Source organism: Janthinobacterium sp. 344 (assembly GCF_900112025.1).
Lineage (GTDB): Bacteria > Pseudomonadota > Gammaproteobacteria > Burkholderiales > Burkholderiaceae_D > Janthinobacterium.
In genome coordinates this window covers 13268-27385 of record NZ_FOKL01000006.1, presented here as the reverse complement: position 1 = coordinate 27385, position 14118 = coordinate 13268, and the positions used below count along the sequence as shown (strand labels likewise).

Here is a 14118-nt window from a genome sequence, read left to right as displayed (position 1 = left end):
CTTCCTCCGGAGGGTCTTATTTCACGCAATATTATTGCGCAAATCATGATTGTTCGGGAGATCTTTGGCATTTAATGCCCGTGACCCGCGCCTATACTGTGCGCTACTTCTTGGAGGAGACATCATGCAATTTCAGCCTTGGGATAACCCGATGGGTACCGATGGTTTCGAGTTCGTCGAGTATGCAGCACCAGACCCAAAAGCATTGGGCAAGCTGTTCGAGAACATGGGCTTCACGGCCATCGCGCGCCACCGCCACAAGGATGTGACCCTGTACCGCCAGGGCGACATCAATTTCATCATCAATGCCGAACAGGATTCGTTCGCGCAGCGTTTTGCCCGCCATCACGGCCCGTCCGTGTGCGCCATCGCCATCCGCGTCGACGACGCGGCTTTCGTGTATCGCCGCGCGCTGGAACTGGGTGCCTGGGGTTTCGACAATAAGACGGGGCCGATGGAACTGAATATCCCCGCCATCAAGGGCGTGGGCGATTCCCTGCTGTATTTCGTCGACCGCTGGCGCGGCAAGGGCGCCGACAAGCCAAACGCGGCCGCGCCGGGCGGCATCGGCGACATCAGCATCTATGACGTCGATTTCGTCGCCATTCCTGGCGCCGTCGCCAACCCCGTCGGCCACGGCCTGACCTATATCGACCACCTGACGCACAATGTGCACCGTGGCCGCATGAAGGAATGGGCGAGCTTCTATGAAAGCCTGTTCAACTTCCGCGAAGTGCGCTATTTCGACATCGAAGGCAAGCTGACGGGCCTCAAATCGAAGGCCATGACTTCGCCGTGCGGCAAGATCCGCATCCCCATCAATGAATCGTCGGACGACAAGTCGCAGATCGCCGAATACCTGGACCAGTACCATGGCGAAGGCATCCAGCACATCGCGCTGGGCACGGACAATATCTATGCCTCCGTGCAAGGCATGCGCGATACGGGTATCGATTTCCAGGACACGATTGAAACTTACTATGAGCTGGTCAACCGCCGCCTGCCGAACCACGGCGAGCAGCTCGATGAGCTGCGCCGCCTGCGCATCCTGATCGATGGCCACAGCACGGAAAACGAACGCGAACTGCTGCTGCAAATCTTCACGCAGACGGTGATCGGCCCGATCTTCTTCGAGATCATCCAGCGCAAGGGCGACCAGGGCTTCGGCGAAGGCAACTTCCGCGCCCTGTTCGAATCGATCGAGCTGGACCAGATCAAGCGCGGCGTGCTGCAAGATACGAACGCGGCGTAAGCTGAAGTACCGGCGGTCAAGCGGGGGCGCCGAGCCCCGACGGGTCTGACCCCAGCACTCTGCTGATCTGACCAGAAGTCACAAAAAAGAAGCAACACGGGAGTGCAGCGCAGCAAAGAACTGCGCGCCTTCCTGTGGTAGTCTACGACAAACAAGTCATTTTTCCGCACCGGCATTGCCCACAAGGCACAGCCGGTACGTGTGAGTTCAACCGACTTTGCACGCGTAGCACCGAGAATAATGGAGACAAGTAATGAATGCACCAATCAAGGGCTCGAGTCTTGAGCCGGGCGCGCACGCGTCCGAAATTTCCCTGAACGACAAATACACGCTGGAGCGCGGCCGCGCCTTCATGACGGGCACGCAGGCGCTGATCCGCCTGCCCATGCTGCAGCGCGAGCGCGACCTGAAAGCGGGCCTGAACACGGCCGGCTACATCACCGGCTACCGCGGTTCGCCTGTGACGTCCGTCGACATGACGGCGATCAAGGCCAAGAAATACCTCGATGAACACCACGTCAAGTTCCACCCGGGCCTGAACGAAGACCTGGCCGCCACGGCCGTCTGGGGCACGCAGCAAACGAATCTGTTCGAAGACGCCAAATATGACGGCGTGTTCGGCATGTGGTACGGCAAGGGCCCCGGCGTCGACCGCTGCGGCGACGTCTTCAAGCACGCGAACAACGCCGGTTCCGCCAAGCACGGCGGCGTGCTGGTGCTGGCCGGCGACGACCATGCGGCGAAATCCTCGTCCACGGCGCACCAGTCCGACCATATCCTGAATGCCTGCGGCATCCCCGTGCTGTACCCGTCGTCGGTGCAGGAATACATCGACTACGGCTTGCACGCGTGGGCCATGAGCCGCTACACGGGCCTGTGGGTGTCGATGAAATGCGTGACCGACATCATCGAGTCGGGCGCCGCCGTCGATTTCGACCCGGACCGCGTGCAGATCACCCAGCCCACCGACTTCGAGATGCCGGCCGGCGGCCTGAACATCCGCTGGCCCGACACGGTGCTGGAGCAGGAAGTGCGCATGAACAGCTACAAATGGTATGCGGCGCTGGCGTATGCGCGTGCCAACAAGCTCAATAAAATCATCTGGGACAGCCCGAAGGCGCGCATCGGCATCATCACGGCCGGCAAATCGTACCTGGACACGCGCCAGGCGCTGGCGGACCTGGGCATCGACGAGCAGACGGCGTCCGACATCGGCATCCGCCTGTACAAGATCGGCATGACCTGGCCGCTGGAAGCGGACGGCGTGCACGAATTCGCCAAGGGCCTCGACGAGATCCTGGTGGTGGAAGAAAAGCGGCAAATCCTCGAATACGCGCTGAAGGAAGAGCTGTACAACCTCAAAGACGGCGAGCGTCCGCGCGTGGTCGGCAAGTTCGACGACACGGGCGAATGGAGCAACCAGAAGGGCACGGGACACGGCGACTGGCTGCTGCCGGCCACGTATGAACTGAACCCGGCCATGATCGCGCGGGCGATCGCCAGCCGCATCTCGCGCTACTACGCGGGCCATCCCGTCGAGCAGCGCGTGAAGGAGCGCATCGCCTACCTGGAAGCGAAGGAAAACGTCCTCAAGGCGATCAGCGTGAAACCCGATCCGCAAAAGGACCGCACGCCGTTCTTCTGCTCCGGCTGCCCGCACAACAGTTCCACGAAAGTGCCGGAAGGCTCGCGCGCGCTGGCCGGCATCGGCTGCCACTACATGGTGCTGTGGATGGACCGCGAAACGTCGACGTTTACCCACATGGGCGCCGAAGGCGTGACCTGGGTGGGGCAGGCGCCGTTCACGAATGAAAAACACGTGTTTACCAATCTCGGGGACGGCACGTATTTCCACTCGGGCATCCTGGCCATCCGCGCGGCCGTCTCGGCCAAGGTGAACATCACTTACAAGATTCTGTTCAACGATGCGGTGGCGATGACGGGCGGCCAGGAATTCGACGGCCCCCTGTCGCCGGCGATCATCTCGCGCCAGATCGCCGCCGAAGGCGTCGGCCCCATCATCGTCGTCACCGACGAACCGGAAAAATACCCATCCGATTATGCCTGGGCGGAAGGCGTCACCGTGCGCCACCGTTCGGAACTGATGGACGTGCAGCGCGAACTGCGCGACATGCCGGGCGTGTCGGCCATGATCTACGACCAGACCTGTGCCTCGGAAAAACGCCGCCGCCGGAAACGCAATGAATACCCGGACCCGGCCAAGCGCGCCGTCATCAACGAAGCCGTCTGCGAAGGCTGCGGCGACTGCTCCGTGCAATCGAACTGCCTGTCGGTGGAACCGCTGGAAACGGAACTGGGGCGCAAGCGCCAGATCAACCAGTCGTCCTGCAACAAGGATTTTTCGTGCACGACGGGCTTCTGCCCCAGCTTCGTCACGGTGGAAGGCGGCGGCCTGAAAAAGCCGAAGAAGGCGGCCGCCGCCGACAAGGATGCGCCAGCCGTGCCGGCCTTGCCGACACCAAGCATTCCCTCGACGGCCGAGCCGTTCGGCATCCTCGTCACCGGCATCGGCGGCACGGGCGTCGTCACCGTCGGCCAGATCCTGGCCATGGCGGCCCACGTGGAAGGCAAGGGCTGCTCCGTGCTGGACATGAGCGGCCTGGCGCAAAAGGGCGGCCCGGTCATGTCGCACGTGCGCCTGGCGGACCGCCAGGAAGACATCCACTCGACGCGCGTCGGCACGGGTGCGGCCGATCTCGTGATCGGCTGCGACTTGATCGTCACGGCCAGCCGCGACGCCCTGTCGCGCATGGGGGAAGGCCGCAGCTGGGCCATGATCAATTCGACCAGCTCGTCGACGGCGGCGTTCGTGAAGAACCCGGACTGGCAATTCCCCGGCGCCTCGGCCCGCATGGAAATCGAAAAGGCCTGCGGCAGCGACCACGTGGACTTCATCGACGCGGGGCAGATCGCCACGGCGCTGATGGGCGACTCCATCGCGACGAACATGTTCATGCTGGGCTACGCCTGGCAAAAGGGCAAGGTGCCATTGAGCGAAGCGGCCATCATGAAGGCCATCGACTTGAACAACGTCTCGGTGGCATTCAACAAGGCGGCCTTCAACTGGGGCCGCGCGGGCGCGCATGATGCGGCCAGCCTGGTGCGCATGACAACCCCGGCCAAGGTGGTGGAATTCAAGCGCATCGAGACGCTCGACGACCTGATCGAAAAGCGCGTGGCCCTGCTGACGGCCTACCAGGACCGCGCGTATGCGCAGCAGTACCTGGACTTCGTCGGCCAGGTGCGCGCCGCCGAGAGCGCCCTGAATGGCCCGCACCTGCGCCTGACGGAAGCCGTGGCCCGCTACTTCTACAAGCTGATGGCCTACAAGGACGAGTATGAGGTGGCGCGCCTGTACACGGACGGCGCCTTCCAGGCGAAGATCGCGTCCATGTTCGACGGCGACATCAAGCTCAAGTTCCACCTGGCGCCGCCGATCATGGCGAAAACCGATGCCCAGGGCCATCTGGTGAAGAAGGAATTCGGCCCATGGATGATGAAGGCGTTTGGCGTGCTGGCCAAAATGAAAGGCTTGCGCGGCACGGCGTTCGACATCTTCGGCCATACGGCCGAGCGCAAGATGGAGCGCGCGCTGATTCTTGAATACCGCGCGACGGTGGGCGGCTTGCTGCCGAAGCTGACGATGGCCAAGCTGGCGCAAGCCGTGGCGATCGCCAGCATCCCGGAAGACATCCGCGGCTATGGCCATGTGAAGGAACGCCACTTGAAGGCGGCGAAAGAGAAAGAGGCCAGCTTGCTGATCGCCTTCAATGCGCCGACCCCGTTGCCGCCAGTCGTGGCGGCGCCGGTGGCGGCGACCGTGGCCTGATGCGCGCGGTAGGGGCATAAGCTCAATCAATGGCGCCTGCGGGCGCCATTTTTGTATCAAATAAAACAACGCTCATTTGCAAAACGCATTATAATTTTTCGATAATTTCTTTTTGGAAAGTTTTTCATGCATGCCCTGCGTCTCTCATTCCTGGCCGTTGCGCCCCTGGTCCTGCTACTGAGCGCCTGCGGCGGTGGTGGCGGTGGCGGCGACAGCGCCGCCGTTGTCCCGCCCGTGACGTCGACGGGACCGACGGTATTGGTGGCGTCGTCCACGGTGGCGAACCGCTGCGAAAAGCCGCGTACCGGCAGCGGCGTGGACCGGCAGGGCAGCCTGCTCGATGAACTGACGTGGGTGCGCAGCTGGATCGACGAAACCTATCTGTGGTACCGCGAAGTGCCGACGACGTACGAGGCGCAAAGCTTCGCCACGCCCACCGCGTATTTCGACGTGCTGAAGACAACGGCCACGACGGCGTCCGGCAAGCCCAAGGACCAGTTCCATTTCACGTATACGACCGCGCAATGGGACGCGTCGCAGAACGGCATCGAACTCGGTTACGGCATGCTGCTGGCCATGGCGCAGAACGTCCCGCCGCGCAGGGCCGTGATCACGATCGTCGAGCCGGGTTCGCCGGCGGCGCTGGCGGGCCTGCAGCGCGGCGACGTGCTGCAAACGGTCGACGGCGTCGATTTCGTCAATGCCCGTGACGATGCCAGCGTGGCGATCCTCAACGCGGGCCTGTTCCCGGAAGCGCAAGGCACGCACGCGCTGGGCTTCAGCCGCGGCGGCACGCTGCTCAACGCCAGCCTGCAGGCGGTCGAGGTCAGCACGAGCGCCGTGCAGAACGAGCGCATCATCAATACGCCCACGGGCAAGGTCGGCTACCTGACCTTCAACACGCACAACAACGTGGCCGAACGCCAGCTGATCGAAACCATGCGCCGCTTCCAGGCGGCCGGCATCAGCGACCTGGTGCTCGACGTGCGCTACAACGGCGGCGGCTACCTGGATGTCGCCAGCGAGCTGGCCTACATGATCGCCGGCCCGCAGGCAACGGCGGGCAAGGTCTTCGAACAGGTGCTGGCGAATGACAAGACCAGGCGCGAAGCGCCATTGCCGTTCCATGCGCAGAGCCAGGGTTTCGCCGGGCCGAACCCCATCGCCAAGGGCACGGCGCTGCCATCCCTGGGCCTGAAGCGCGTCACCTTGCTCACCACGGGCAATACCTGTTCGGCCAGCGAATCGATCATCAACGGCTTGCGCGGCGTGGATATCGAAGTCAACCTGATCGGCGGCACGACGTGCGGCAAGCCGTATGGCTTCTATCCCAAGCCGAATTGCGGCAACACGTATTTCGCCGTGCAATTCCAGGGCGTCAACGCCAAGGGCTTTGGCGATTACGCCGACGGCATGGCGCCGACGTGCGGCGTGACGGACGATTATGAGCATCAGCTGGGCGATACGGCCGAGGGCATGCTGGCGGCGGCGCTGCGCTACCGCAGCACGGGCAGCTGCGCGCCGGCGACGGGGGCATCGAGGCTGCTGAGCCGGGTGGAAAGCCTTGAGGATACGGCCATGCGCGTGCTGCGTCCGCAATACAAGGAAATTTCCATAAGGAAACAGTAACCGGGGCTTTGTTCTTCTGGCCGCGTCGACACTGGCGCGGTTTTCTTCCATGAAATATTTCCATATAACAATAATGGTATATAGAAAGATGAAAGTATTCGTTCTGTAAATACTGACATCTTGATATCTTTCAGTCTTTCTCCCACCTTGAGAAGCGCAAAGATGCCTAGACAATTCAAGTTAACCCCGCTCAGCGTTGCCGTACTGGCCATCCTGGGCGGCACCGCCAGCCAGGCGCAGGCACAGAATGCCGCGCCAGCCGCCGACACCCAGCCGGAAGCGAGCGCGCACGCGGTCGTCGTGACCGGTTCGCGCATTCCCCGCGCCAGCCTGGAAGGCCCGTCGCCCGTCACCATCCTCACCGGCGACGAGATCACCAAGCAAGGCTATAAGAACGTCTATGACGCCTTGAGCAACCAGGTGCAGAACAGCGGCTTTACGCAAGGCGAAGACTTCGGCAACACCTTCACGCCATCGGCCAACACCATCAGCCTGCGCGGCCTGGGCCCGAACCACACCTTGATCCTGCTGAACGGCCGCCGCCTGGCCGATTTCCCCGTCGCCTACGAAGGCACGGTGAACTTCACCAACCTGGCGAATATCCCGTCGAGTATCGTCGACCGCATCGAGATCCTCAACGGCGGCGCCTCGGCCATCTATGGCTCGGATGCGATCGCCGGCGTGATCAACGTGATCCTGAAAAAACAGACGGAAGGCTTTGACATCAATGTCAAGGCGGGCACCACCACGCGCGGCGGCGGCGGCAACCAGCGCGTGCAGCTGACGGGCGGCGGCAATTTCGACAAGCTGCATACCCTGTTCAGCGTGGAGCTGAGCCAGCGCGATCCGCTGTCGAGCCTGGAGCGCGACTTCATGTCCACGCGCTCGGGCACGCCGACGAATATCGCTTCGCGCCGCGTGGTGCAGGCCGGCACGTCCGGCACCTACCAGGACCTGGGCGACACCTGCAGCCAGTTCGGCGACCTGTTCGGCGGCAGCGTCATCAAGTACCAGGCCAAGAACGGCAGCTATTGCGCCAGCCCGAAAGTAGGCCCGACCTACTGGACGACGCAGACCAAGAACCAGAGCCAGAACGTGTTCGGCAGCGCCAACTACGAGCTGTCGCCGGAAACGACCTTGTTCGCCGATTTCCTGATCGGCAAGAACGCCACGGAAAACAATACGCGCGGCCCTTCGTGGACGTCTTCATCGACGGGCAACAGCTATTTCAAGAACCAGACCACGGGCAATTACGAGGCATGGACGCGCTACATCTCGCCCGAGGAAATGGGCGGCGTGTCGCGCTACAACCGCAAGTGGGACGACCTGGCCACCGCCATCTCGCTGGGCGCCAAGGGCCGCATTCCCGGCACGGCATCGTGGCAGTATGAAGCCAACTACAACGCCTCGCTGTACAAGAGCGAAAGCCACACGCCGCGCGCGCTGGCCAATATCGACAGCTTCTTCCTGGGACCGAAACTGGGCACGGACGCGAATGGCGTGGCCATTTACGCGCCGGACCCTGCGCGCCTGTCGCGCCGCCTGACGGCCGCCGAGTTCGACAGCATCACGGGCAATTCCGACAGCGACGACAAGGCCTGGACGAATACCCTGAGCCTGGCCACCAACGGCGACCTGTTCCAGCTGCCGGCCGGCGTGGCGAAGATCGCCACCATCGCCGAAGCGGGCAAGCAGGGCTTCAGCAACGTGCCCGATGCGCGCCTCAATGAAGGCTATTTCAACGTCGCCACCAAGTCCGACATCACGGCCGGCACGCGCACGCGCTACGCGCTGGGCGCCGAAGTCAACCTGCCGCTGCACGAGAAGCTGACGGGCACCCTGGCCGGACGCTACGACCGCTACAACTTTGCCGGCCGCAGCGATGGCAAGTTCACCTATAACGGCGGGCTGGAGCTGCGTCCGACGAAGGAAGTGCTGTTCCGCGCCAACTACGCCACCAGCTTCCGCGCACCGGACATGAACTACATCTACAAGGCGCGCGGCACGGGCTACTATTCGAGCACCACCGACTACTACCGTTGCGGCGCCGCCGGACAGGCCATCGAGGACTGCGACTACGCGAATAAATCGCCGGGCGCCGACTATGTGCAGAACGGCAGCAAGGACCTGCAGTCGGAAAAGGGCAAGTCGTTTGGCGTGGGCGCCGTCTGGTCGCCGAGCTCCAATTTCGACGTCTCCGTCGACTACTGGAACATCAAGATCGACGACCTGGTGACCAACCTGAGCGCCGACAAGATCCTGCGCGACGAAGCCGATTGCCGCCTGGGCAAGACCGACATCACGTCGCCGACCTGCGTCGATACCCTGAACCGCGTGGAGCGCTTTGCCGCGAATGCCTTGAACCGCGCCGGCGAGATCAAGACCATCACCGTCAATCCGATCAATGCGGCCAAGCAGAGCACCAGCGGCGTCGATATCAGCCTGAAGTATTTGCTGCGCACGACGGACTATGGCCGCTTCGCCTTCAAGGCCAACTATGCCAAGGTGCTGAGCAAGAAGTCGCAGCAGTTCGTGGGCGACGAAGAGATCGACGAGCTCAAGGACATGAGCAGCACGGATTGGCCGGACAAGCTGAACCTGAGCGTCAACTGGAGCGCGGGCGACTGGTCGAACACCTTGCTGGTGACGCGCTACGGCAAGATCCCGAACAGTGCCGGCACGGCCTACCTGACGCCGACGGCCCTGGCCAACATCAGCACCGTGTACCGCATCAGCGACCGCGCCACCCTGTCGCTGATCATCAACAACGTCCTCGATACGGTCAAGCGCGACAACAGCGGCGGCTGGCCGTACTACCCGGTGGGTAACTACAGCCCGCAAGGCCGCCAGGGCTGGGTCGAATTTAATTATCATTTCGGTTCCTAACTCACGCTCGCCAGAGCAAAGCCGGGACAGCGCACGCTGTGCCGGCTTTTTTATTTTTCGCCGCGGTTTTACGCGCGTCACCGCCCCTATAATTGCCCGCTTGTCCACTCTCGCCGGAGCCCTTCCGATGCTACGCCACGCCCTGCTGTCCACCGCCTTGCTGTCCACCTTTGCCCTGCCTGCCTACGCCGCCTCGCCATTGACCACGGTGGCCGAGCGCTCCGGTTTCCTGACGACGGGCCGCTATGCGGAAGTGGAAGCCCTGTGCCGGCAGTTCCAGGCCCGTTATCCGAAGCAGGTGCGCTGCGTGGAATTTGGCCGCACGCCGGAAAACCGTCCGATGCTGGCGCTGGCCGTGACGAACACGGGCGCCCTGACGGCGGCCCAGGCGGCGCGCCGCAAGCTGCCCGTGCTGCTGGTGCAGGGCGGCATCCATGCGGGCGAGATCGATGGCAAGGATGCCGGTTTCCAGGCCCTGCGCGAAGTCCTGGAAGGCAAGGCGGCGCCGGGCGCGCTGGACAAACAGGTGCTGCTGTTCGTGCCCGTGTTTAATGTCGATGGCCACGAGCGCTTCGGCCAGTGGAACCGGCCGAACCAGCGCGGTCCCGTGGAAATGGGCTGGCGCAGCACGGCGCAAAATTTCAACTTGAACCGCGACTACGTGAAGGCGGATTCCCCGGAGATGCAGCATATGCTGGCGCTGGTCAATGCCTGGGACCCGCTGGCGTATGTCGACCTGCACGTCACCGATGGCGCGCAGTTCGAACCGGACATCTCGATCCAGGTCGAACCCGTGCATGCGGGCGATGCTGCCTTGCGCGTGGCCGGCACGGCGTTGCGCGACAACGTCCTGGCCGACCTGGCAAAACAGGGCTCGGACCCGAAGCCGTTCTATATCTCGTTCGCGGAAGAAGACAATCCGCAATCGGGCTTTGTCGACTCGGCGCCGAACCCGCGCTTTTCGCACGGCTATTTCCTGCTGCGCAACCGCTTCGGCGTGCTGGTGGAAACCCACTCGTGGAAGGATTATCCGACCCGCGTGCGCATCACGCGCAACACCATCGTCTCCTTGCTGTCGCAAGTGGCCCGGCACGGCGCGCAGTGGCGGCAAACGGCGCTCGAGGCGGACAGCCGCGCGGCGCGGCTGGCCGGCAGTACCTTGCCGCTCACCTACAAGACGACGCAGAAGAGCCATCTGATCGCGTTTCGCGGCTATGCCTATACGCGCACGCCATCCGAAATCTCCGGCGCGCTGATGACGCGCTACGATGAAAACACGCCGCAGCTGTGGACCGTGCCGCTGCGCGACGAGATCGTGCCCGACCTGCAGCAGGCCGCGCCGAAGGCCGGCTACCTGGTGCCGGCCGCGCAGGCGCCGATGGTGGCGGCCAAGCTGCGTCAGCATGGCGTCACTTACCAGGTGCTGGCCACAGCCTGGGGCCAGCAGCCGGTGCAGGCGTTCCGCGCCACGCAAGTGACGTTCGGCGCGCAGTCGTTCGAGGGGCGCCAGACGGCGGCCGTGCAGGGTGAATGGCAGGACGAGGCGCGCGTGATCGGCGCCGGCGCCCTGTACGTGCCCGTCAACCAGGCCAAGGCGCGCCTGGTGGTGGCCCTGCTGGAGCCGCGCGCGCCCGATTCGCTGCTGGCCTGGGGCAGCTTCAACACGGCCTTCGAACGCAAGGAATACATGGAAGACTACGTAGCCGAAGACGTGGCGCGCGCCCAGCTGGCGGCCGACCCGGCGCTGGCGGCGCAGTTCCACCAGAAGCTGGCCAGTGATCCCGCCTTCGCCAAAAGCCCGCAGGCGCGCCTGGAATTCTTCGCCCGCCGCCACGCTTCCTGGGATGAGCGCCTGAATCTGTATCCGGTGCTGCGCACGGAGGTGGCGCCAGTGGGCGATTAATTAGTAGTAGCCAATGGCAGCCCCCGCGGAAATGCGCTCCGCGGGAGGCTGCCGATTTTCCTGGACAAAAAACTGATAGATATCGGGGTTGGCCAGCCAGCTGACTTTCCCGATGGGCAAACCCAGGGTGTCGGCAGCGCGCTTGCCCCACTCCTCCCAGGCCCCATTGGCAGTTACGGTGCATTGCTCGAGCAAGGACAAGCGCTGCGCCGTCATATTGTCGAAGGCGGCGGACGTCTCCGCATGCGGCGGATTGGCGTTGCCCCATTGCAGCCAGAGCGCCAGATCCGGCCAGCGCATGCACAGCACGGCCCAGCGCTGATATTGTGCCAATGCTGGCGTGGGCCGCTGGTGTGCCGTGCGCGAGATACGCAGCAGCAAAAGAAAGCGGACAAAATTCAGCGTACGTTTGATCTCGCGAGGGCTGGAGGCATATTCCCGGCTAATCGAGCGCATGATCTGTTGCACATCCTTGCCATCGCTGTGGAACTGCCTGCTTGCTTCGCGCTGCCGCTGGTACGCTGCAGTTTCGTTCGCGCTCGGATCGTCGGCAGGCGCTTCGTGCCGTGGCCCGGCCGTCGCGCCAGGTTGGCTATCTGGCGCGGCGGGCGCCGCTGACGTATCGGCACCGATAAGGTAGTCGATGAAGGTATCGTTTTTCAAGTCGCGGCCAGGAGGAATGGTAAACGCCAGCTGGATAAATTTATCCATGTAGCGCCAACCCAGTGGCACTGTCTGCTCATAGGCGGGCAAATGGCTCTTGACGTCCCTGTGCGCATGCTCGAGCGCGGCGGCCACCACTTGGGGATCCATGCCGATGACAAAGAGAAATTCGGACCGGTCACCGGCAAGGAAGGTGTTGAGTCCTTCGATCACGCTGGCAATTTTATTCGGTGAGCAACGATCGAGGTCATCGATAAAGATGACCAGCGGTTCATTGACGAGCGTGCCGCTGCCATCTTGCATCTTGCGATTCGGCAAAGTTTCGACCACCCGCTGCAAGTCCTGATGGATGTGATGCATGATGCCCACCGATTTCGCATAGTCGGGCACGCGCATATACTCGGCGAGGCTGAATGTCGCCGGCTCATCCTCTATTTTTTTCCTGGATTGAAAGAAGGCCCATACGGCATACATCGCGATGGCCACCTGCGTGCCAGCGGCGCCGGACAGGCTGGCGGCGCTCCAATCCTGGCGCTCGGGAATGACATGGGAAATGAGCGCCGAGACAGTGCCGAAGCTGAGTATCAATGCCCCGGCGGTGAGCGCCCAGCGACGGATGCTGACCCACCAGAGGGTGGCGACGCGGTCATATATTTTCTTGCGCACCAAGCCGTCGTCGATGCGGGAAAGGTTCAGGCGCAGCAGGAAAAGCTCGCGCTCGGCGGCGGGCAAGCGGTCGCTGACCTGGCTGACGATGGCGTCGACGAGGCCGGCCCAGACCTGTTCCGAACTTTCATACTTCCAGGCATTGAACCAGATGGTCCAGCGCTTGCCGGTATTGATGTTCGCTGGTGGCGCGGATGACCTCTGGCGGTTAAGAAATTGCAAGACTCTGCGCGTGGTGATGCTGTCCTGCTTGACAGGCGGGTTCGCGGCGGGCTCGAGCTCAAATTGGATCTGGCGCATGAGCGAGGATTTACCCGCGCCCCATGGCGCCTGGATGCTGATGCTGATGGGGCCGTGCGTATCGCCGCTGGTGAGAAAGGCCGCAACGGCGATCGCATAGCGATGGAAACCCATCTGATCGAGGTGTGAGGCACGGTCATGCTGCAGATACTGGCGAATATGGTTGGACTGCGTTGTCGGCGAAGGCGGCGACGCCGCCCCTTTCCTGGCCGGCGCTTCCGGTATGTGCCCTGACAGCAGGTCATGTTCGTACTGGCTGCGCAGCATGGCGATATCGACGCCCATCTGCTGCAGTTTTTCCAGGCATCGTCCCTGTGCGAGTCCCCAGAATGCCCCGATGAAGTCGGCAAGCTCCACTTGCTGGCGTTGGGATTGCCGCGCGTAGCGTGCCGCAGCTTGCAGCCAGATGCGCGCATTGGTGGAAAGCGGAAGCTTGCCGGCATCGCTGAAATCGCCTGTCCAGCTGAAATCGGACTGCGGAAAATGAAAGTAGGCGTCCCACACCTGCTGGTAACGCTCCTGCGCCAGCTCTTTCAAAACGCTCGCAAAGCAGACGCCCGCAGGGGAACTCGGCTGCTGCGGCAGGGGCGGTACGGTATCGCTGCTGGCCAGCGCAAAGAACAGCATGCTGGTACTGATGCTGATGGAGCGATCGGCCAACGCCTTTTTCATGCCCAGCGCATGGGCCATGCCGAGCAGCGCGAGCAGCTCTTCCCCCGGCGCGGGCAGGGCATCCTCGCCCTCCGATGCCGCCGCGCTGGCCGCTTGGCGATGCCCTTGCGGCGTGGCCTTGGCAGCGGCAGGGGAGGAAGGATGGGGGATGGGCTGCGCTGGCGTGCCATCGTTGGGTGGGCGTTGTTGCATGAGAGGTGAACTCCGGTACTGGCGCATCCGGGATGGTTGCGCCACGTGGCCCCAGTCGTCAGGCGCCATGACGATTCTTGCCGGTTTGAGCCGCGGCCATTTGCG

At 63.0% G+C, this 14118-nt stretch carries 6 protein-coding genes; 5 read left to right on the top strand and 1 reads right to left on the bottom strand.

Going from position 1 to position 14118, the window contains the following annotated elements; genetic code table 11:
- Positions 1–124: 124 nt before the first annotated feature.
- The 5 genes from hppD to BM193_RS16565 all read left to right on the top strand — a co-directional run bounded on the left by hppD (position 125) and on the right by BM193_RS16565 (position 11520).
- Positions 125–1252 carry a 4-hydroxyphenylpyruvate dioxygenase gene (hppD, locus tag BM193_RS16585; protein WP_092798604.1) on the top strand — a complete coding sequence of 376 codons (1128 nt, stop codon included), beginning with the start codon at positions 125–127 and terminating at the stop codon, positions 1250–1252.
- 253 nt (positions 1253–1505) lie between these two features.
- Positions 1506–5102, top strand: a complete 3597-nt coding sequence (locus tag BM193_RS16580; RefSeq protein WP_092798603.1) for an indolepyruvate ferredoxin oxidoreductase family protein — start codon at positions 1506–1508, stop codon at positions 5100–5102.
- 126 nt (positions 5103–5228) lie between these two features.
- Positions 5229–6731 carry a S41 family peptidase gene (locus BM193_RS16575; protein ID WP_092798602.1) on the top strand — a complete coding sequence of 501 codons (1503 nt, stop codon included), beginning with the start codon at positions 5229–5231 and terminating at the stop codon, positions 6729–6731.
- A 162-nt stretch (positions 6732–6893) separates the two neighbouring features.
- Positions 6894–9617 (top strand): TonB-dependent receptor plug domain-containing protein, encoded by a 2724-nt coding sequence (locus tag BM193_RS16570; protein ID WP_092798601.1) that lies wholly within the window; start codon positions 6894–6896, stop codon positions 9615–9617.
- Between the two features lie 127 nt (positions 9618–9744).
- Entirely contained in the window at positions 9745–11520 is a 1776-nt protein-coding gene (locus tag BM193_RS16565; protein WP_092798600.1) for a M14 family metallopeptidase, read from the top strand.
- Here BM193_RS16565 and BM193_RS16560 read toward each other — a convergent pair whose 3' ends face one another.
- Entirely contained in the window at positions 11521–14082 is a 2562-nt protein-coding gene (locus BM193_RS16560; RefSeq protein ID WP_092832441.1) for a KAP family P-loop NTPase fold protein, read from the bottom strand.
- Between the last annotated feature and the right edge of the window lie 36 nt (positions 14083–14118).

Bases quoted from the DNA above. Each gene is read 5' to 3' on its own strand.
- hppD (WP_092798604.1), top strand. From the start codon at position 125: ATGCAATTTCAGCCTTGGGATAACCCGATGGGTACCGATGGTTTCGAG.
- BM193_RS16580 (WP_092798603.1), top strand. From the start codon at position 1,506: ATGAATGCACCAATCAAGGGCTCGAGTCTTGAGCCGGGCGCGCACGCG.
- BM193_RS16575 (WP_092798602.1), top strand. From the start codon at position 5,229: ATGCATGCCCTGCGTCTCTCATTCCTGGCCGTTGCGCCCCTGGTCCTG.
- BM193_RS16570 (WP_092798601.1), top strand. From the start codon at position 6,894: ATGCCTAGACAATTCAAGTTAACCCCGCTCAGCGTTGCCGTACTGGCC.
- BM193_RS16565 (WP_092798600.1), top strand. From the start codon at position 9,745: ATGCTACGCCACGCCCTGCTGTCCACCGCCTTGCTGTCCACCTTTGCC.
- BM193_RS16560 (WP_092832441.1), bottom strand. From the start codon at position 14,082: ATGGCGCCTGACGACTGGGGCCACGTGGCGCAACCATCCCGGATGCGC.